The 19,035-nt window shown below is 57.9% G+C and carries 17 protein-coding genes, 1 tRNA gene and 2 pseudogenes (1 of these 20 only partly in view); 12 read left to right on the top strand and 8 right to left on the bottom strand.

The window, feature by feature from the left end:
* Positions 1 to 111 precede the first annotated feature (111 nt).
* Both A3H92_08700 and A3H92_08695 read right to left on the bottom strand, forming a co-directional pair.
* Positions 112 to 570 carry a protein-tyrosine-phosphatase gene (locus A3H92_08700; GenBank protein OHC74861.1) on the bottom strand — a complete coding sequence of 153 codons (459 nt, stop codon included), beginning with the start codon at positions 568 to 570 and terminating at the stop codon, positions 112 to 114.
* Positions 567 to 950 (bottom strand): transcriptional regulator, encoded by a 384-nt coding sequence (locus A3H92_08695; GenBank protein OHC74860.1) that lies wholly within the window; start codon positions 948 to 950, stop codon positions 567 to 569. Before A3H92_08695 ends, A3H92_08700 begins: the two co-directional genes overlap by 4 nt.
* A 148-nt stretch (positions 951 to 1,098) precedes the next feature.
* Here A3H92_08695 and A3H92_08690 point away from each other — a divergent pair, with 148 nt between their 5' ends.
* Complete coding sequence (locus tag A3H92_08690; protein ID OHC74859.1) at positions 1,099 to 1,455, top strand: heme biosynthesis protein HemY; 357 nt, start codon at positions 1,099 to 1,101, stop codon at positions 1,453 to 1,455.
* A 4-nt stretch (positions 1,456 to 1,459) separates the two neighbouring features.
* Here A3H92_08690 and A3H92_08685 read toward each other — a convergent pair whose 3' ends face one another.
* Positions 1,460 to 2,818 (bottom strand): mRNA 3'-end processing factor, encoded by a 1,359-nt coding sequence (locus A3H92_08685; GenBank protein ID OHC74858.1) that lies wholly within the window; start codon positions 2,816 to 2,818, stop codon positions 1,460 to 1,462.
* 95 nt (positions 2,819 to 2,913) lie between these two features.
* Here A3H92_08685 and A3H92_08680 point away from each other — a divergent pair.
* A tRNA-Arg gene (locus tag A3H92_08680) sits at positions 2,914 to 2,990 on the top strand.
* Positions 2,991 to 2,999: 9 nt separating this feature from the next.
* Here the strand turns inward: A3H92_08680 and A3H92_08675 are convergent.
* Positions 3,000 to 3,284: a hypothetical protein gene (locus tag A3H92_08675; GenBank protein ID OHC74857.1), complete on the bottom strand. Its 285-nt coding sequence runs from the start codon at positions 3,282 to 3,284 to the stop codon at positions 3,000 to 3,002.
* A gap of 175 nt (positions 3,285 to 3,459) precedes the next feature.
* On the opposite strand from A3H92_08675, the gene A3H92_08670 reads away from it, so the two are divergent.
* From A3H92_08670 to A3H92_08645, 6 genes and pseudogenes are all read left to right on the top strand, one after another.
* The gene (locus A3H92_08670) at positions 3,460 to 4,491 is read left to right on the top strand and encodes a phosphate ABC transporter substrate-binding protein (protein OHC74856.1); all 1,032 of its coding nucleotides are present in this window, start codon (positions 3,460 to 3,462) and stop codon (positions 4,489 to 4,491) included.
* A gap of 40 nt (positions 4,492 to 4,531) precedes the next feature.
* A pseudogene (locus tag A3H92_08665) lies at positions 4,532 to 5,464 on the top strand (phosphate ABC transporter permease subunit PstC).
* Complete coding sequence (locus A3H92_08660) at positions 5,457 to 6,683, top strand: phosphate ABC transporter, permease protein PstA (protein ID OHC74855.1); 1,227 nt, start codon at positions 5,457 to 5,459, stop codon at positions 6,681 to 6,683. Before A3H92_08665 ends, A3H92_08660 begins: the two are co-directional and overlap by 8 nt.
* A 106-nt stretch (positions 6,684 to 6,789) precedes the next feature.
* Positions 6,790 to 7,557: a phosphate ABC transporter ATP-binding protein gene (locus tag A3H92_08655; protein OHC74873.1), complete on the top strand. Its 768-nt coding sequence runs from the start codon at positions 6,790 to 6,792 to the stop codon at positions 7,555 to 7,557.
* A 2-nt stretch (positions 7,558 to 7,559) separates the two neighbouring features.
* Positions 7,560 to 7,991: a peroxiredoxin gene (locus A3H92_08650; protein ID OHC74854.1), complete on the top strand. Its 432-nt coding sequence runs from the start codon at positions 7,560 to 7,562 to the stop codon at positions 7,989 to 7,991.
* Complete coding sequence (locus tag A3H92_08645) at positions 7,988 to 9,670, top strand: dicarboxylate--CoA ligase PimA (GenBank protein ID OHC74853.1); 1,683 nt, start codon at positions 7,988 to 7,990, stop codon at positions 9,668 to 9,670. The genes A3H92_08650 and A3H92_08645 overlap by 4 nt, the downstream gene beginning before the upstream one ends.
* 173 nt (positions 9,671 to 9,843) lie before the next feature.
* On the opposite strand, the gene A3H92_08640 is transcribed toward A3H92_08645, so the two are convergent.
* The 4 genes from A3H92_08640 to A3H92_08625 form a co-directional block, all read right to left on the bottom strand.
* Entirely contained in the window at positions 9,844 to 10,605 is a 762-nt protein-coding gene (locus tag A3H92_08640; protein OHC74872.1) for an rRNA methyltransferase, read from the bottom strand.
* Positions 10,606 to 10,636: 31 nt separating this feature from the next.
* Complete coding sequence (locus A3H92_08635; GenBank protein OHC74852.1) at positions 10,637 to 12,250, bottom strand: citramalate synthase; 1,614 nt, start codon at positions 12,248 to 12,250, stop codon at positions 10,637 to 10,639.
* A 74-nt stretch (positions 12,251 to 12,324) separates the two neighbouring features.
* Positions 12,325 to 14,004, bottom strand: coding sequence for an energy-dependent translational throttle protein EttA (locus tag A3H92_08630; GenBank protein OHC74871.1), 1,680 nt, complete (start codon positions 14,002 to 14,004; stop codon positions 12,325 to 12,327).
* 401 nt (positions 14,005 to 14,405) lie between these two features.
* Complete coding sequence (locus tag A3H92_08625; GenBank protein OHC74851.1) at positions 14,406 to 15,374, bottom strand: hypothetical protein; 969 nt, start codon at positions 15,372 to 15,374, stop codon at positions 14,406 to 14,408.
* Positions 15,375 to 15,588: 214 nt separating this feature from the next.
* Between A3H92_08625 and A3H92_08620 the strand changes: the two genes are divergently transcribed.
* From A3H92_08620 to A3H92_08605, 4 genes and pseudogenes are all read left to right on the top strand, one after another.
* Positions 15,589 to 15,876 carry a co-chaperone GroES gene (locus A3H92_08620; protein ID OHC74850.1) on the top strand — a complete coding sequence of 96 codons (288 nt, stop codon included), beginning with the start codon at positions 15,589 to 15,591 and terminating at the stop codon, positions 15,874 to 15,876.
* 33 nt (positions 15,877 to 15,909) lie between these two features.
* On the top strand, positions 15,910 to 17,562 hold the full coding sequence (locus A3H92_08615) for a chaperonin GroL (GenBank protein OHC74849.1): 1,653 nt from the start codon (positions 15,910 to 15,912) through the stop codon (positions 17,560 to 17,562).
* Positions 17,563 to 17,699: 137 nt separating this feature from the next.
* Positions 17,700 to 18,665 carry a hypothetical protein gene (locus tag A3H92_08610; GenBank protein ID OHC74848.1) on the top strand — a complete coding sequence of 322 codons (966 nt, stop codon included), beginning with the start codon at positions 17,700 to 17,702 and terminating at the stop codon, positions 18,663 to 18,665.
* Positions 18,666 to 18,674: 9 nt separating this feature from the next.
* A pseudogene (locus A3H92_08605) lies at positions 18,675 to 19,035 on the top strand (hypothetical protein); it runs 1,484 nt beyond the window's last position.

Genomic DNA, 19,035 nt, shown 5'->3' with positions numbered 1-19,035 from the left:
CCGTCGTCTCGTCGTCATTTTGTATTCCTCCTTTATCCGGTGGAATACACCTTAACACCCTGTCCGATTTTTCAGGACCAGCTCAGGAATCCCGGCGGCCATGCGCCGGCATCAGACTTCCCCTGCCCGTTCGGGGCCGAGTTCGATCAGTCTTCGCATCTTCGCCTCGATCATGGCGTAAACCTTGCGGAATTGTTCCAGTCGCTCCTCATGTGCGCCTTGGGCTGAGACGGGATCCGGAAACCCAATATGTATCCTGGCGGGACGGCCGGGCCAGAGGGGACAAGTCTCTCCGGCGGCGTTGTCGCAGACCGTGATGACAATATCCATCTCGGGCGCATCGGGCTTGGCGAACTCATCCCAGGATTTTGAACGCAGCCCTTCGACCGCATAGCCCTTCTCCTTGAGCAGTTCGAGGGAGTGCGGATTGACCGTTCCGGCGGGATGGCTTCCTGCGCTGTACGCCTGCCACTTGCCGCCGCCCAGGCGGTTAATCAGGCTTTCTGCCATAATGCTTCGAGCGCTGTTGCCGGTGCAAAGGACCAGCACGTTCCAAATTCTTCCATTCATATCCGTTTCCCGCGACGGGTTTTCCCCTGATCGCATAGAACCTGAAGCGTAATGGAATTGACATGAGTCAACAGACGCCGGTCTTCAACAACGGTCGGATCATTATTCAGGGATTTACGAACCAGCGTCAGGAAGGGGCGCACATAAAGGTTCATCTCGCCCTCGGCCGGCCGGTAATAGACCCATTTTCCGTTACGCCTTTGCTGTAGAAGCCCCGCCATCTTCAGCAGGGCTAAATGCTTCGACACGGTCGCCGGCGCAAGATGAAGAACGGCCGTGATTTGGCAGACGCACAACTCCCCGCCCTCAAGCAGTTTCAGAATGCGGACCCGGCTGGGATCGGCAACGGCCTTGGCGACAATTTCGAAGGTTTCGATCAATTTGCACCATTATATCATTTCGTTGCTTGACGAAATGATAGTCGTCGCGGCGCGGCTGCGCAAGCAGAATCAACGGGGGTGATTTGACAAAGCCCGATATTGGAGTACATCATTTGTGGACAAGATTTAAGACAGGCAGGGATTTGAAATGAGCGAAACCGCGACCACCTCCGGGAAACGGGGTCTTGGCGTCTCCGAGAGCGCCGCCGAGCGTATTTCCCAACTCATCGCGCAGGAAGGCAACGCCGCCATGATGTTGCGCGTCTCGGTTTCCGGCGGCGGCTGCGCGGGGTTTCAGTACGGATTTTCGCTTGACGACAAGATCAACGATGATGACCGGGTGTTCGAGGAAAACGGCGTCAAGGTGGTGGTCGATGACATGTCGCTGGGATTGGTGGCCGGCGCCCGCCTCGATTTCGTCAATGATATGATGGGTTCCTATTTCTCGCTAAACAACCCCAACGCCAGTTCCACCTGCGGCTGCGGCTCGTCGTTCGCCGTCTGACCGTTCATTGCAATTTCACCTCGTCGAGATAGTCGGGCATTAGGCAGGACCAGCCGAGTTCCTTTTCGATCCGCCGGCGCAGCACTATCGCCGCCTGGGATTCGCCATGGTTGATGAAGGTCTTTTTGGGCGGATGCTCAAAGGTTTTGAGCCAGGTCATAATGCCGTCGGCATCGGCGTGAGCCGACAACATTTCCAGATTCGCCACTTCCGCCCGGATCGGCACTTGCCGGCCATGAATTTTCACTTCCGCCGCGCCGTTTATCATGGCGTTGCCGCGAGTTCCCGCCGCCTGAAATCCGGTGAAAACGATGGTGTTGTTGAAGTTCGGAGCCAAGTGTTTGATATGGTGCAGCACCCTTCCTCCGGTTGCCATCCCGCTCGCCGAGATCAACACCTTGGGCATATGGTTTGAATTCAGCTCCTTTGATTCTTCGACGTCGCGCACATGCCTGGCGATATTGCATGTCTGATCAGTTTCCTTCTCGCTGAGGCGATGCAGGGATTGATGCCGTCTGAACAAATCGCCGGCGTCGATCATCATGGGGCTGTCGAGAAAAATCGGCAGATGGGGAATGCGGCCGGCTTTCATGAGACGGTTGAGGTGGTACGTTATGGTCTGCGCCCGGCCTACGGCGAAGGCCGGGATCAACACGGTTCCTCCGCGAGCGGCTGTTCGTTTGATGATTTCGGCCAGCATTTCCTCGGGGTTATCGGCGGCGTGAAGGCGGTCGCCGTAAGTGGATTCCACCACCAGATAGTCCGCCGCGCCTCCCGGAGCGGGCGAAACGCAAATCGGGTCATCATACCGGCCGAGGTCGCCGGAAAAAAGGATGCTGCGTCCTTTATGCTCCAGACGCGCCTGGGACGCTCCCAGAATATGTCCGGCGTTTTTGAACGTCAGCTTCAGTCCGGCGCCGAGGTCGTGAGCTTCGTCGAACGGAACTATTCGGAAATGCTTGAGGGATGCCTTGGCCTCGGATCGGGTATAAAGGGGAAAGGCCGGATGATGCTTGGAATATCCGTGCTTGTTGGCCGATTCGGCTTCTCTCTCCTGTATGAATCCGCTGTCGGGCAGAAGGATGTCGCAGAGGTCCCGCGTCGCCTCGGTTGCGTAAACAGTCCCCTTGAAACCTTTCTTGATCAGCACGGGGATATAACCGGAATGATCGATATGGGCGTGGGTAAGCACGACGGCGTCAATATCGTTCGGCGAGACCGGCAAAGGGGACCAGTTCCGCAGACGTAATTCTTTGAGGCCCTGAAACAGGCCGCAATCCACAAGGATTTTCCGGCCGCCGATATCGACCAGCGTCTTCGATCCGGTAACGGTTTTGACGGCGCCGATAAAGGTAAGTTTCATGAGTTGCTTTCGTTGCTCGAAAAAATACGACGTCGCGGGATCGGCGTCATCCTATTGCGCATCATCGGGCAATCAGGCAAATTCAACAAACTCAAGCGCCCGTAGCTCAGTAGGATAGAGCACCAGATTCCTAATCTGGGGGTCACAGGTTCGAATCCTGTCGGGCGCGCCAATCCCTCTGTCAGATGCTTCTGATGGGCGCCGTTTGCATTTCCATAATCAGAACGTCCACCCCTTGCAGTCTTTTGGCGAGTTCGTCCGTCGTTTTTTGAGTCTTTTTTGCTAGTTGATGTTGCGCTTGCAGGTGTACGTTGGCGCCGTGGCTTTCGAGAAAGCGCTCCAATAAAATGGCGATGGTTGTTTTTCCCGCATTCTCCGGACCGCTTATCTGAATAATTATCCTGTTACTGGCGTCTGCCATATCTTTCAGTTCCTTTGATCTAAATCCGGTAAAGCGCAATTTCATTGAACCCGACATGCCTTGAATATTCAAGATATTCAAGAATCATATATCGTATTCATTATCGCATTTATCCACATCCGGCGCCGCATTTCATAAAAGGTTCACATTAGAGTCATAAAAAGGAATTACCCGCCTGCTAGTGTCCCTAATATATTGAACCGGAAAAGGCGTAATTTCCATGTTTAGAAAACCCCTCGTTCTTGCGGCCTTGGCCACCGTTGCTTTTGGCGGCGTTGCCGAGGCTCGTGATCAGATCCGCATCGTCGGGTCATCCACCGTATTTCCCTTCTCCACCGTCGTCGCCGAGCAGTTCGGCAAGACCTCCTCCTTTAAGACCCCGATTATTGAGAGCACAGGCTCCGGCGGCGGTCTGAAATTGTTTTGCGCCGGCGTCGGCGACGGACATCCCGATATTGCTAATTCTTCGCGGCGCATCAAAGACTCCGAGGTGAAACTGTGCGCCGGTAACGGCGTCACCGAGATCGTCGAGGTGAAGATCGGCTACGACGGCATCGTCATCGCCAATTCCATGAAGGCGAAACCATTCAATCTCACGCTCCGCGACGTTTATCTGGCCCTGGCCAAAGACATACCCGCCGAAGACGGCAAGATGCGGCCAAATCCCCATCAGACGTGGAAGCAGGTGAACAAGGACCTGCCTGACGTTGCTATCCATGTCCTCGGCCCGCCGCCCACCTCCGGCACCCGTGACGCCTTCGTCGAACTGGCGATGGAAGGCGGATGCAAGACCTTTGAGCATCTCGGCGCCTTGAGCAAGAGTGACGAGAAGGCCTTCAAGGCCGTATGTCACACCATCCGCGAGGACGGCGCTTTTATCGAGGCCGGCGAGAATGACAACCTGATCGTCCAGAAGCTGGCCGCCGATCTGAAAGCGCTCGGCATCTTCGGCTACAGCTTCCTTGCGCAGAATGCCGACAAGGTGCAGGGCAGCGTCATTAACGGCGAAGCTCCGACCTTTGAGAACATCGCCGCCGCCAAGTATAAGATATCAAGGCCGTTGTTCTTCTATGTGAAGAAGGCTCATATGGATAAGGTCGCCGGCATCCGCGAATTCATTAACGAGTTCACCAGCGACAAGACCTGGGGCGACGAGGGCTACCTCGCCGACAAGGGGCTGATCCCGATGTCCAAGCAGGAACGTGACGACTGGCGGAAGAAGGTCAAGGCCCTTGCCAACCTCGTCATGTAGCATTTCCTCCCCGAGCGACGCCGTCGATCCTCCCCGGTCGCTAAAGGCGGCGTCGCCAAGGAAAAAGGCCGTGGAGCGGGCGATCATTGCTTTGTTGTTCGCCGGCTCCACGGTCGCCGTTTTGACGACCATCGGCATTGTCGTGTCGTTGGTCTTTGAATCGGTGCGGTTTTTTCAGATCATTCCCGTTACCGATTTCCTGTTCGGTCTACACTGGTCGCCGCAGACGGCGATCCGCGCCGATCAGGTGGGCGCCAGCGGCGCTTTCGGCGCTGTTCCGCTTTTCGTCGGCACCCTTCTCATCAGCGCCGTCGCCCTGACCGTGGCGGCCCCCGTCGGCCTTTATTCGGCCATTTATCTGGCCGAATACGCCGATCCGCGACTGCGCAACGTCATTAAACCGGCCCTGGAAATCCTTGCCGGCATCCCTACCGTCGTCTACGGCTTTTTCGCCATCATCGTGGTGGCGCCGTTATTAACGCAGGGCGGCGAGGCGATCGGCTTTTCCGTTTCATCGGAAAGCGCCCTGGCCGCCGGATTGGTGATGGGGGTGATGACCATCCCCTTCGTCTCGTCGATTACCGATGACGCCATCGTTGCCGTGCCGCTGTCCCTTAAGGAAGGGGCGCTCGGTCTGGGGGCCACGCGCTCCGAGATGATCATCCATGTGGTGATCCCGGCCGCCCTGCCCGGCATCGCCGGCGGCATGTTGCTGGCGGCGTCGCGGGTCATCGGCGAGACGATGATCGTAGTCATGGCCGCCGGACTTAGCGCCGACCTGACCATCAATCCCCTGGCGGCGGTGACCACGGTCACCGTTCAGATCGTCACCCTGCTTACCGGCGACCAGGAATTCGACAGCGCCAAGACTTTGGCCGCTTTTGCCCTTGGGCTGCTGCTGTTTCTGGTGACGCTGGTTCTCAATATTGCGGCCATCAAAATCGTCAAGAAGTATCGTGAACAATATGAGTAACGTTGAACACATTGAAAAAGGAATGCCGCGCCGCCACCGCGCCGAGAAACGGTTCAGGTTCTTCGGGGTGGCCGCCATCTGTTCCGGCCTGTTGTTTCTCGGCGTTATGTTCACCTCGATCATCATCAAGGGGGCAGGGGCTTTTTCACAAACCGTGGTGCGACTGGAGATCGCTGTGGACCCCGATCTGGTGTCCGGCGCCGACTACGCCGGTTTGGTCAAGGCGGCGCTGAGGAAGGATTTCCCCGAGGTCAGCGAGCGCGGCGACAAACTACAACTCTACAAACTGGTCAGCGACGGCGCCGCCCACGAGTTGCGCCGGATGGTTGTTGATGATCCGAAGATCGTCGGTAAAACCGTAATCGTATGGGTTCCCGCCTCTGATGACGTGGACATGGCCTTCAAGAAAGGACTGACCGAAAACCGGCGACTTAGCGACAGGCAACTGATCTGGATCAAGACTCTAAGCGGCAAGGGGCGGATGGAGACGAAGTTCAACGCCGCCTTCTTCACCTCGGGCGACTCGCGTGAGCCGGAACTGGCCGGCGTCGCCACGGCGCTGACGGGGTCGATTTTCAGCATGGTGGTTTGTCTGGCGCTGGCTTTGCCTTTGGGCGTAATGGCGGCGGTTTATCTTGAGGAGTTTGCCGCCAAGAACCGCTGGACCGAGTTCATCGAGGTCAACATCAACAATCTTGCCGCCGTGCCGTCGATTGTCTTCGGGTTGCTCGGGCTGGCGATTTTTCTGAACTTCTTCCATTTGCCGCGCTCGGCGCCGCTGGTCGGCGGCATGGTTTTGGCGCTGATGACCCTGCCCACCATCATCATCGCCGGGCGCTCTGCGCTGAGGGCGGTGCCGCCGTCGATACGCGAGGCGGCGTTAAGCGTCGGCGCCAGTCCGTTGCAGACGGTGTTTCATCACACCCTGCCGCTGGCCATGCCCGGCGTAATGACCGGCGCCATCATCGGCTTGGCCAGGGCGCTGGGCGAGACTGCGCCGCTGCTGATGATCGGCATGGTCGCCTTTATAGTCGATATTCCCCACAGCCTGCTCGACCCTGCTACGGCTTTGCCGGTTCAGGTGTTTCTGTGGGCGGACAGTCCGGAGCGCGCCTTTGAGGAAAAGACCGCCGCCGCCATTCTGGTGCTGCTGGTTTTCTTGTTGTTGATGAACATGGCAGCCGTGGTGTTGCGCAAAAAGTTCGAGATTCGCTGGTAAAAGGGGAAAGATAATGACGTTACCGGCGCTGAAAAATCCTGTACAAGAAGACCTAACCGACGATAGATCCCAGGTTTTCGGCCCGTTTTTAAGCAAGGATGATCTCGTGAATTCCACCCCCGTCAAGATAAGCGCTCGCGGCGTCAATGTGTTCTACGGCGACAAGCAGGCTCTTCAGGACATCAAACTGGATATTTTCCGGAATCAGGTAACGTCGTTGATCGGCCCCTCGGGTTGCGGCAAGTCCACCTTCATCCGTTGCATCAACCGTATGAACGATGTCATCGAGGGATGCCGCGTTGAGGGCGAGCTTATACTTGATAACGAGAATATATATGGTCCCGACGTTGATCCGGTGCAGTTAAGGGCGCGTGTCGGCATGGTCTTCCAGAAGCCGAATCCGTTTCCCAAGTCGATTTATGATAACGTTGCTTACGGGCCGCGCATCCACGGTCTGGCCCGCAACAAAGACGAATTGGATGAAATCGTTTTCAAGAGCCTGGATAACGCCGGTCTTTTGGGCGAGGTGCGCGACCGCATGAAAGCGCCGGGCACCAGTCTGTCCGGCGGCCAGCAACAGCGCTTGTGCATTGCGCGGGCCATCGCTATCGAGCCGGAGGTGCTTCTGATGGACGAGCCGTGTTCGGCGCTGGACCCCATCGCCACCGCCAGAATCGAAGAACTGTTTGAGAGGCTTCGCAAAAAATACACCATCATCATCGTTACTCATTCCATGCAGCAGGCGGCGCGTGTCTCGCAAAGGACGGCATACTTCCATATCGGCCATCTTGTGGAACAGGGCGACACCAGCAAGATATTTACCGAACCCCGCGACAAGCGCACCCGTGATTATGTGATGGGCAGAATCGGATAAGCATGAAAGTACGGATCAAGTGGGTGCAGGACCGCACCTTTCTCGGCGAATCGGGAAGCGGTCATTCGGTAGTGATGGACGGCGCGCCGGAGGCCGGCGGACGCAACCTGGGGGTCAGGCCGATGGAGATGGTGCTGCTCGGCCTGGGCGGCTGCACATGTTTTGACGTTATCGACATCCTGCAAAAGTCCCGCCAGCCGGTGAAAGACTGCGTGGTCGAGATAGACAGCGAAAGAAGCGAAAGCCATCCCAGGGTTTTCACCCGCATTCATGTTCATTTTATCGTCAGCGGTCGCGGCCTCAGCCCGGACAAGGTAGAGCGGGCGGTAAACCTGTCGGCGGAGAAATACTGCTCGGTTTCGATGATGCTCAACAAGACCGCCGAGATCACTCACGACTTTGAAGTTATCGAACCGGAAAAGGATCAGGCTTGACGGTCGTTGACCATCCCTGGCTTGCCGATTACCCGCCGGGCGTTGATTGGCGCGAGCCGTTGCCGTCTGTTCCCCTGTTCGCCCTGTTTGATAAATCCCTTTCCAGGTTTCCCGATAATCCGTGCATCGATTTTCTGGGCAGGGTTTGGTCATACCGCCAGATCGGCGACTTGATCGACAGGGCCGCCGCCGGCTTCAGGCGGCTGGGCGTCGCCAGGGGGGTCAGGGTCGGGCTGTGCCTGCCCAATACCCCTTATTACGTTATTTGTTATTTCGCCGTGCTCAAGGCCGGCGGAACGGTGGTCAACTACAATCCCCTCTACGCGAAACGGGAACTGGCCCATCAGATCGCCGACTCGGCCACTTCGATCATGGTTACTCTCGATCTCAAGCAGATTTACGGCAAGGTGGCGGCCATGACGGCGGAAACATCGCTGGAAAAAATCGTCGTCTGCCCGATGAGCGACATCCTGCCCATGGCGAAAAGCATCATGTTTTCCATCTTCAGGCGAAGCGAGGTCATCGGTTTGCGCGACGACGCGGCCCATTTCACCTTCAATGAACTTACAATGGGCGACGGACGGATAAAAACCGCCGACATTGACCCCGAAACCGACATCGCCGTGCTGCAATACACCGGCGGCACCACCGGCAGTCCCAAGGGGGCGATGCTCACTCATGCCAATCTGGTCGCCAACGCCTGCCAGGTGCGCCGGTGGCTCCACGGCATGGAGGACGGCGCCGAGAGGTTCCTCGGAGCGCTTCCCCTGTTTCATGTATTCGCCATGACCGTGGTCATGAATACCGGCATCGCCGCCGGCGCCGAACTGATCCTGCTGCCCCGTTTCGAGTTGAAGCAGGTGTTGAAAACCATCAATGAAAAACGTCCCACCATGTTCCCCGGCGTCCCCACCATGTACACGGCCATCAACGCCGCTCCCGACATCGGCGGTTTTGATTTGTCGTCGATCAAGTATTGCGTCTCCGGCGGCGCCCCGCTGCCCGCCGAGGTCAAGCGCACCTTTGAGGCTCTGACCGGCTGTAAGCTGGTGGAAGGCTACGGCCTCAGCGAGGCCTCGCCGGTAGTCGCCTGCAATCCCCTCGGCAGCGTCAAGGAAGGCTCTATCGGTCTGCCTCTGCCCGGAACCATCATCGAGATTCATGACATGGACGACAGGGACAAGGCGCTGGGGGCGGGCGAGAAGGGCGAGGTCTGCGTCATCGGGCCGCAAGTCATGGCCGGATACCTGAACCAACCGGAAGCGACGGCGCACGATATCGTCAATGGCCGCCTGCACACCGGCGATGTCGGTTATATGGACGAGCAAGGCTATACCTTCCTCATCGACCGCATAAAGGATTTGATCCTGTGCGGCGGCTACAATGTTTATCCCCGCGTCATCGAAGACGCCGTCTATCTGCACCCGGCGGTGGAGGAAGTAACGGTGATCGGCGTGCCGGACACCTATCGGGGGCAGGCCCCCAAGGCTTTCGTCAAGCTGCGCGACGGGCAAAGCCTGACCGCCGAGGAACTGCTGGCTTTCCTCAAGGATAAACTATCCCCTATCGAAATGCCCGACCACCTGGAATTCCGCTCCCAACTTCCCAAAACGATGATCGGCAAGCTGTCGAAAAAGGAACTGGTGAAGGAGGGACGCGGTTATGCCAAAGGTCATTGACATTGACCGTTGACGTCACACATACGCAAAATCGTCATGGCCGGACTTGATCCGGCCATCCACGTTTTTTCCTCGCGCCGGAACCTGAAAACAAGACGTGGATGCCCGTAACAAGCACGGGCATGACGGTGAAATCAGGATCAACCTTCTTCGAGCGATTACCCTACTCTACCTTATTTTTGCTTCATCGTTAATCCGCTGATGACGCCGCGCATGGTGCGCACTTCCTGTTCCGTCATGCCGGCCCGCTGGAAAATGTTGCGGAGATTTTGCACCATGCTCGGGCGTTTTTCCTTGACCCGGAGGAATCCGCACTCATCCAGTTCCTGTTCCAGGTGTTTGAACATGCCGATCAATTCTTCCTTGGTGGCGAGGCGTGTTCTTCTCGGCATGGCGAGGACCGATTCAGGCGTCGCGTCGCCGGCCTGGAACCATTCGTAACAGACAAGCATCACCGATTGAGCCAGATTCAGCGAGCAGAAGGCCGCGTTGAGGGGAACCATCAAAACGGCGTCGGCCAAGGCTACGTCATCGTTACTCAGGCCGTAGGACTCGCGTCCGAAGATCACCCCGCAGCGCCCGCCTTTGCCTGTTGTTTCCCGGATGTTAAGGGCGGCGCTGCGCGGCGTCACGACTTCCTTGGTCATATCCCGACGGCGCGCCGTCGCCGCATAGACGAGTTGCAGGTCGGCTATCGCCTGTTCAATAGTTTCAAACACTTGGGCGCGTTCCAGAACGATATCGGCGCCGACCGCCGCCGCCGTCGTTTTATCGTTGAGCCAGTTGTCGCGGGGCTTGACCAGACGCATGTCGATCAGCCCGCAGTTGAGCATCGAGCGGGCGGTCATTCCGATATTCTCGCCCAGTTGAGGATGGACAAGAATGATCGACAAGCCGTGATCCCTGGCGGTTTCCGCCGCGATCCTTTTCGGCAGCCGTCCGATGATCGGCTTTCCGGCCACGGCCTCAGCCATTGCCTTTCCCGTTATCCGGGGTTGCTGCGTCACGGAACAGCTTGTAGACAATGCTGTCGCGGAGCGCGTTGTAGGAGGCGTCGATAACGTTGGCGGAGACTCCCACCGTTGACCAGTGTTCGCCGTGGTTATCGGCAGATTCGATCATCACCCGCGTTACGGCGCCGGTGCCGTCGCCGGGGGTCAGGATACGGACCTTGTAATCCACCAGCCGCAAGTCTTCGAGTTGCGGATAGAGCGGCAGCAGCACCTTGCGTAGCGCCGCGTCAAGGGCGTTGACCGGCCCGTTGCCTTCGGCCACCGCCATGAAGGTCTGGTCGTTGAGCCGCATCTTGACGGTAGCCTCGGACAGGGTGATCAGCTTGCCCTTGGCGTTCCAGCGCCGCTCATCAATGACGCGGAAACTGCTCAACCTGAAGTATTCGGGAATGCTCCCCAGCGCCCGGCGCGCCAAAAGCTCGAAGCTGGCCTCGGCGCCGTCATAGGCGTAGCCGTCAAATTCACGTCCCTTGACCATTTCCACCAGCTCGGCCAGCCGAGGATCGTCGGGGTCTATTTTTATGCCGATTTCGCGGAAACGGGCCAGGATGTTGGAGCGCCCCGATTGATCGGAAACGACGATATGGCGGTGATTGCCGACCAGTTCGGGATCGATATGTTCGTAGCTGCGGGGGTCTTTCTCCACCGCCGAGGCGTGGACTCCTCCCTTGTGGGCGAAAGCCGATTTTCCCACATACGGGGCCACGCGGTCGGGCGCCCGGTTCAGCCGCTCGTCAAGCACATGGGAGAGGTGAGTCAGACGGCTGAGGGCGTCCGCTCCGATTCCCGTCTCAAACCCCATCTTGAGCATCAGCGAAGGGATAATGGAAACCAGATTGGCGTTGCCGCACCGCTCGCCGAGGCCGTTGAGGGCGCCTTGCACCTGACGGACGCCGGCGCGCACGGCGGCAAGGCTGTTGGCCACGCCGTTGCCGGTATCGTCATGACAATGGATGCCCAGCCGGTTGCCGGGAATGTGGCGAACGACCTCGCCGACGATACGCTCGATTTCATCGGGCATGGTTCCGCCGTTGGTGTCGCATAAGACGATCCAGCGCGCTCCGGCGGCGAAAGCCGCCTTTATGCAGTTCACGGCAAATTCGGGATCGGCCTTGTAGCCGTCGAAGAAATGCTCGGCGTCGAATAACACTTCGTCCATCCGCTTGACGGCAAAGCGGATGCTGTCATCGATCAAGGCGATGTTTTCCTCAGGGGTGATGCCGAGGGCAAGATCAACATGAAAATCCCAGGTCTTGCCGAAAATGCAGACGGTCCTGACCGGGGTCGTCAGCAGGGCGTTAAATCCGGGATCATTTTCGGCGCTGCGCCCATGGCGCCGGGTCATGCCGAAGGTGGAAAGTCTGGCCGTCTTCAGCTTCGGCGGCGCGGCGAAAAAGGCGTCGTCGGTGCGATTGGCTCCCGGCCATCCGCCTTCGATGTAATCAACGCCCAAGCGGTCGAGGTCGCCGGCAATGGCTTCCTTGTCGGCGACGCTGAAATCCACGCCCTGGGTTTGCGCTCCGTCGCGCAGGGTGCAGTCATAGATATAAACCCGCTTGTCGCTCATCGCCGCCGTTCTTTCCCGTCCGCGCTCTCACAATGCCGGAATAGTATCAAGGATTTGCTTGTTTTGCTCCATCTTTACCGCGTCAGCGGCTTGTATTTGATCCGGTGCGGCTGATCGACGTCGGAGCCGAGGCGGCGGTGTTTGTCGGTTTCGTAGTCATTATAGTTGCCCTCGAACCACACCACCTTGGAGTCGCCTTCAAAGGCGATAATGTGGGTAGCCAGACGGTCGAGGAACCAGCGGTCGTGGCTGATGACGACGGCGCAGCCGGCGAAATCGCCCAGACCTTCCTCCAGGGCGCGCAAGGTCTCCACGTCCAGATCGTTGGTCGGCTCGTCCAGCAGCAGCACGTTAGCCCCTGACTTCAGCATGTTGGCGAGGTGTACCCGGTTGCGTTCGCCGCCGGAAAGCTGCCCCACCTTTTTTTGCTGGTCGCCGCCCTTGAAGTTGAACTGGGCGACGTAGGCGCGGCTTTGCATTTTGCGCTTGCCCAATTCGATCTCTTCGTGGCCGCCGCTGATTTCTTCCCACACCGTTTTGGAATTATCCAGCGAATCGCGGGACTGATCGACATAGCCCAGTTTCACCGTTTCGCCGAGGCGCAAGGAGCCGCTGTCGGGGGTTTCCAGGCCGGTGATCATCCGAAACAGCGTCGTCTTGCCGGCGCCGTTGGGGCCGATGACGCCGACGATGCCGCCCGGCGGCAGCTTGAAGTTCAAATTATCTATCAGCAGCTTGTCGCCGTAGCCTTTGCTTAAGGATTCGGCCTCGATCACCAGATCGCCGAGGCGCGGTCCCGGCGGGATGATGATCTGCGCCGCTCCCATCTTTTGGTTCTGGGCCTTGGACAGCAGGTCGTCGTAGGCGGTGATGCGCGCCTTGTTTTTGGCCTGACGCGCCCTGGGGGAGGCCTGAATCCATTCCAGTTCGTGGCGCAACGCGCGCTGACGGGCGCTTTCTTCACGTTCTTCCTGGGCCAGACGTTTCATCTTCTGCTCCAGCCAGGATGAATAGTTGCCCTCGTAAGGAATGCCCTTGCCGCGATCCAGTTCAAGAATCCAGCCGGTGACGTTGTCAAGAAAGTAACGATCATGGGTGACTATCATCACCATGCCTTCATAGTCCTTGAGAAAACGTTCCAGCCAGGCCACCGATTCGGCGTCCAGATGGTTGGTAGGCTCGTCCAGCATCAGGATATCGGGGCGTTGCAGCAGAAGGCGGGCCAGGGCGACGCGGCGGCGCTCGCCGCCGGAAATCCTGGTGACATCGGCGTCGCCGGGGGGGCAGCGCAAGGCATCCATCGCCATCTCGATAGTGCGTTCCAGCTCCCAGCCGTTACAGGCGTCGATCTTTTCCTGGAGGTCGCCCTGTTCGGCAAGCAGGGCGTTCATTTCGTCGTCGTCCATCGGCTCGGCGAACCTGGCGCTGATTTCGTTGAACTTATCCAGCAGTTCCTTGATCTCGCCCAGTCCCTCCATGACGTTGCCCTCGACATTCTTTTTCGGGTTCAGTTCCGGCTCCTGGGACAGATAACCGACGCGCACGCCTTCCGCCGCCCACGCCTCGCCGCCGAAGTCATGGTCCATTCCGGCCATAATCTTCATCAGCGTTGACTTGCCGGCGCCGTTGGCGCCGAGGACGCCGATCTTGGCGGTGGGGAGGAAGGAAAGGGTAATGCCTCTCAAGATTTCGTGCCCGCCGGGGAACGTCTTGGTGAGCTGTTTCATAACATAGGAGTATTGGTGCGCCGCCATGGTCATCTCCGAAAGTAAGGGAAATGCTTTTTAGACCATTAATGCCGGGCGCGGCAATGCGCAGACGCAAGGAATCCGTTTGAGCCGGATAAATATAGCCGGTCAGGCGGCTTTTTGCAGATCGCTGATGAGGTTGGCCATCCTTTTCGCATATCGCTTATAGACGGCCGATTGCGCCGGGCTGAAAGAGCGATCCGCAGCCCGGAGAAAGTTGATCATATATTGGTGATACTTGCCGATCATAGCGGCGTTCTGTCCGTTTAACATCCCAGGCGCTCCCATTCTTGGGTTGACTGTCAATTTTATCGGATGCTCCCGGGACTTCTGCCCGAGCGACATCCAAGCACCATAAAATATAAGGGGTAGAAATTAACAAATGCTTTACGGGGGAGCGTTCCCGGTTACTCGGCTGCCCTTGTTCGCTCTTTTTCGGCCAGACAACGGACGACTTCCATGCGCGCATTTAATTTATCAACATACTCCTTGAGGGCGTCGCCTTCCAGGCGGGTTCCGTCCCTGGCCAGGGCGCTCGAACCCTTGTCCAGCGCCTCCGACATTTTAAGCCGTTGTTGGTCCCATTTATTAATATATTCCTCCCAATTTCCTTTGTGTTTGTCGTTGACGTAACGAACGACATAATCATGGGTAACATTTCCCCACCAGGGAACCTCGGGGATGGACCCGCATACAGATTCCTTTACGCTGTCCGTTTCCGCTTTTACCGGTTCCAGCGTCGGCTCAGGAGTCGGTTCAGGAGTCGGTTCCGGCATTGGTTCCGGGGCCGGTTCCGGTTTCGGAGGGGCTATCGGTTCCGGGGCCTGGGTCACGGCAGTTTCCGCCGCCGGCGTAGGGAACATTTTGAGTAACTTGACGCCGCCGACTCCGATAATAATCAACAGCATAATCATTACGCCGATCAAAGCGCGGCGTTTGGTGAACAGGGGAGGACGGGAAGACGGCAAGACCTCGGCCACGGGGGGCAGCCCGGATAACTGCCCGAGCAGACTCTTCACTTTTGCTTTAACGAGACCTGGATTAACGGGCTTGGTAATGTAACTGATCGCGCCTAACTCAAGGCCGGGAGCGATGTCGTCTTCCGCATCCTCGGAAATGACGAAGACAACGGGAATATCCTTTGTCCGGGGGTCATCTTTCAATTGCCGGCAAACCATATAGCCGTCCACTACCGGCATATCTACATTCAGCAGGATCAGGTCGGGGCGGACAGATTGGGCGATGGCGACGGCGTCCGCGCCGTTGCCGGTGGAAATAATGTTCGCATCCTCACGCAGCAATTCCCCAAGGAGTTGGAGGCCCGCTATTTCATCATCGACGATGAGCACTTTATGCGAGGAAATCGGCGCCGGCATTTCAATGTCCTGTTATTTGTTCAGCGGATTATTAAACAGGGGGGGCGTTTTTTCAAGGTCCGGATATGTTTTCAGGACACTTGTCCTTGACATAAAGCGGCAATGACCTTAAATCGTTGGCACTCAAGATGGTTGAGTGCTAGCAAATAGGCGCACAGGGTGCGGCGCGCCGTTTTTTGCTGTCTGTTTTCAGTTAGTTGATGGAGAGTTATCAATGAAGTTCAAGCCTCTACATGACCGAGTTCTGCTCAGGCGCGTTGATCAGGAAGAGAAGACCAAGGGCGGGATCATCATTCCCGATACCGCCAAAGAAAAGCCCATGGAAGGCGAAATCATCGCCGTCGGCAGAGGCGTGATGCGCGACGATGGAACCATAGTCGCCCTTGATGTCAAGGCCGGCGACCGGGTTTTGTTCGGCAAATGGTCGGGCACCGAAGTCAAGATTAACGGCGAAGAGCTGTTGATCATGAAGGAATCCGACATTCTCGGCATCATCAAATAGAGATTTGCAATTTTAAGGTAAGGATCAGGAAAAATGGCAGCGAAAGAAGTAAAATTCGGCGCGGACGCAAGGTCGCGTTTGTTGGCCGGCGTCGATATTCTGGCCAACACGGTCAAAGTGACATTGGGTCCCAAGGGGCGCAATGTGGTGCTCGACAAGTCATTCGGGGCGCCGCGCATCACCAAGGACGGCGTTACCGTCGCCAAGGAAATCGAACTTGCCGACAAGTTCGAGAACATGGGCGCCCAAATGTTGCGCGAGGTGGCTTCCAGGACTTCCGATGAGGCCGGCGACGGCACCACCACGGCGACCGTTCTGGCCCAGGCCATCGTCCGCGAGGGCATCAAGGCGGTGGCCGCCGGAATGAACCCCATGGACCTGAAGCGCGGCATCGATTTGGCGGTGACCGCCGTGATCGCCGACGTAAAGAAGAATTCCAAGGCGGTTTCCACCAGCGAAGAGATCGCCCAGGTCGGCACCATCTCCGCCAACGGCGAGAACGATATCGGCAAACACATCGCCGAAGCCATGGAGAAGGTCGGCAAGGAAGGCGTCATCACCGTTGAGGAAGCCAAGGGCCTGACCACTGAACTGGATGTGGTCGAGGGTATGCAGTTCGACCGTGGTTATACCTCGCCCTACTTCGTCACCAACGCCGAAAAAATGACCTGCGATATGGAAAACCCCTACATCCTGATCCATGAGAAAAAGCTGTCGAGCCTTCAGCCCCTGCTTCCCATTCTTGAGGCGGTGGTGCGGTCGAGCCGTCCGCTTCTCATCATCTCCGAGGATATCGAGGGCGAAGCCCTGGCCACTCTGGTGGTCAACAAGTTGCGCGGCGGGTTGAAGGTTTGCGCCGTCAAGGCGCCGGGCTTCGGCGACCGCCGCAAGGCCATGCTTGAGGACATCGCCATTCTGGTCTCCGGCCAGGTGATCAGCGAAGACCTGGGCATCAAGCTCGAAAACGTCACCATGGATATGCTGGGCAGCGCCAAAAAGGTGTCCATCACCAAGGAAGAGACCACCATCGTCGAAGGTTCCGGCGCCAAAAAGAATATTCAGGCCCGCTGCATCCAGATCCGGGCGCAGATCGAGGACACCACTTCCGACTATGATCGCGAGAAGTTGCAGGAGCGTCTGGCCAAGCTGGCGGGCGGTGTTGCCGTGCTGCGCATCGGCGGCGCCACCGAGACCGAGGTCAAGGAAAAGAAGGACCGTGTCGAAGACGCCCTTCACGCCACCCGCGCCGCAGTCGAGGAAGGCGTAGTCGCCGGCGGCGGCGTGGCGCTTCTTTTCTCCATTCAGGCGCTGGCTAAAATCATCCCCGCCAATGACGACCAGAAAGTCGGCGTTGATATCATTCGCCGCGCTCTCCAGACGCCGTTGCGTCAGATCGCCGAGAACGCCGGATGCGACGGCGCGGTAGTCGCCGGCAAGGTGATTGAGAAGAACAAGAAGAACTACGGCTTCAACGCCCAGACCGGCGAATACTGCGACATGATCAAGGAAGGCATCATTGATCCGACCAAGGTGGTGCGAACCGCTTTGCAGGACGCTGCTTCCGTGGCCGGTCTGCTGATCACCACCGAGGCGATGATCGCCGAGAGGCCGGAGAAGAAGGAACCGCACATGGGCGGCGGCGGCGGCATGGGCGGCATGGGCGGCATGGGTGATATGGGTTTCTGATCCGCTTCCCGCAAGCCTGTTACAAGACACGGGGCCGCGCCCAAAGCGCGGTCCCGTTTTTTTTGGCGTTTGACAGTCCGGGCGCCGCTCCATAATAAAGGTTGATGACGGACAACACGGGAAATTGACCGGTGCAATTGCTCAACGACATCGTTTCCACCTTCACCCGCATGCGGCCTTATTCATTCAAGGGCGAAACGGTCCCCTGCAATCTTTGCGGCTCGACGGAGCACGACATCGTCGGGCGCCGTGATCGCTACGGCAACAAGCTGCTTACCGTCCTTTGCAAAAATTGCGGTCTGGTGTTCACCAATCCCATGCCGACCGAGGAAGAGGTGGCCGTTTTCTATCGCAAGGTCTACCGTCGGCTTTACCACGGCGATTCCAGGCCCCGGAAGAAAGCCGTCATGCGCGGGGCCAGAGGTGCCGTTCATCGCCATGAGTTCATCAAGCGGGTGCTTAAAGACGGGGACCGGGTTCTGGACGTGGGAGCGGGCGGCGGCGAGTTCGTCAACTACATGTGCGGGAAGGGTTACGACGCTCACGGCATCGAACCCAACGAGGGCTTCGTCCGTTACGCCGTCGAGAAATACGGCGTCCCTATCCGGATGGCGCTGTGGCAGACAGCAGAGATAGACGAGGGCAGTTTCGACCTGATTACCGCCAATCATGTGGTCGAGCATTTTCTCGATCCCCTCGCCGCATTGCGATGTTTTCGCTCGTGGTTGAAGCCGGGCGGCAAACTGTTTGTTTCCGTGCCTGACATCTACAACCCCAATCGTACGCCCTACTCGCGGTTCCACTTCGGCCACCTTTACAATTTTACCTATCCCACCCTGGTGATGATGGCGCGTCGGGCCGGGTTGACCCGGTCAAAGACTACCCCGGAAACCGGCACGACGCTGATCTTTGACGTGGCCGATCCGACCGATGACTGGTTCATGCACCCGGACAGCTATGCGGTCATGCGGAAGTTTTTCGACACATATACGAACCGCCGCTACTTCTTGTCGATAACGCCCTATTACCGCTGGTTTTTGCGGATGAATCGTCTTGGCGGAGACATGGTCAAGGTCGCCTTCGCCCGAAATCCCGGCAAGTAACCCTCATTCATGGACGGATTTATTCATAACTTTATCGGCGCCGACGGGCAGGTTTCCGTCCTGCTCTCCGTTTTAGCCTTGTGGGCGGGACTGTCAATAATCGGCGCCGCCGTGGGAACCCGCCACCTCATATTCGAGGCCGCCCCGATATACGGCTGGGCGGCGGCGGCGGCGCTGTTCACGACGGTCGGCGCGGTCAGTGCGGTTCCTTTTACCTATATAGCGTGGGTCTCGTTGGCTTTGACGCTGCCGGCCGCCGTTCATGTCTGCCGGCGCGAGGGCCGTCTTTTTGTCGCGGGCGCCGGAAAAATACTGGTTATGGCCGTTCCGTTGTTGCTGTTGGCCTCGGCCATGGTTCCTTCCCAGTGGG

Source organism: Rhodospirillales bacterium RIFCSPLOWO2_02_FULL_58_16 (genome assembly GCA_001830425.1).
Classification (GTDB): Bacteria; Pseudomonadota; Alphaproteobacteria; order Rhodospirillales; family 2-02-FULL-58-16; genus 2-02-FULL-58-16.
Note: the sequence above shows the minus strand (reverse complement) of the source record. Positions and strands in the feature narration are given on the sequence as shown.

What these genes read in the sequence shown, in the direction of transcription:
- A3H92_08700 (OHC74861.1), bottom strand. Translation starts at nt 570, where the DNA reads ATGAATGGAAGAATTTGGAACGTGCTGGTCCTTTGCACCGGCAACAGC.
- A3H92_08690 (OHC74859.1), top strand. Translation starts at nt 1,099, where the DNA reads ATGAGCGAAACCGCGACCACCTCCGGGAAACGGGGTCTTGGCGTCTCC.
- A3H92_08685 (OHC74858.1), bottom strand. Translation starts at nt 2,818, where the DNA reads ATGAAACTTACCTTTATCGGCGCCGTCAAAACCGTTACCGGATCGAAG.
- A3H92_08675 (OHC74857.1), bottom strand. Translation starts at nt 3,284, where the DNA reads ATGAAATTGCGCTTTACCGGATTTAGATCAAAGGAACTGAAAGATATG.
- A3H92_08670 (OHC74856.1), top strand. Translation starts at nt 3,460, where the DNA reads ATGTTTAGAAAACCCCTCGTTCTTGCGGCCTTGGCCACCGTTGCTTTT.
- A3H92_08660 (OHC74855.1), top strand. Translation starts at nt 5,457, where the DNA reads ATGAGTAACGTTGAACACATTGAAAAAGGAATGCCGCGCCGCCACCGC.
- A3H92_08650 (OHC74854.1), top strand. Translation starts at nt 7,560, where the DNA reads ATGAAAGTACGGATCAAGTGGGTGCAGGACCGCACCTTTCTCGGCGAA.
- A3H92_08635 (OHC74852.1), bottom strand. Translation starts at nt 12,250, where the DNA reads ATGAGCGACAAGCGGGTTTATATCTATGACTGCACCCTGCGCGACGGA.
- A3H92_08630 (OHC74871.1), bottom strand. Translation starts at nt 14,004, where the DNA reads ATGGCGGCGCACCAATACTCCTATGTTATGAAACAGCTCACCAAGACG.
- A3H92_08625 (OHC74851.1), bottom strand. Translation starts at nt 15,374, where the DNA reads ATGCCGGCGCCGATTTCCTCGCATAAAGTGCTCATCGTCGATGATGAA.
- A3H92_08620 (OHC74850.1), top strand. Translation starts at nt 15,589, where the DNA reads ATGAAGTTCAAGCCTCTACATGACCGAGTTCTGCTCAGGCGCGTTGAT.
- A3H92_08615 (OHC74849.1), top strand. Translation starts at nt 15,910, where the DNA reads ATGGCAGCGAAAGAAGTAAAATTCGGCGCGGACGCAAGGTCGCGTTTG.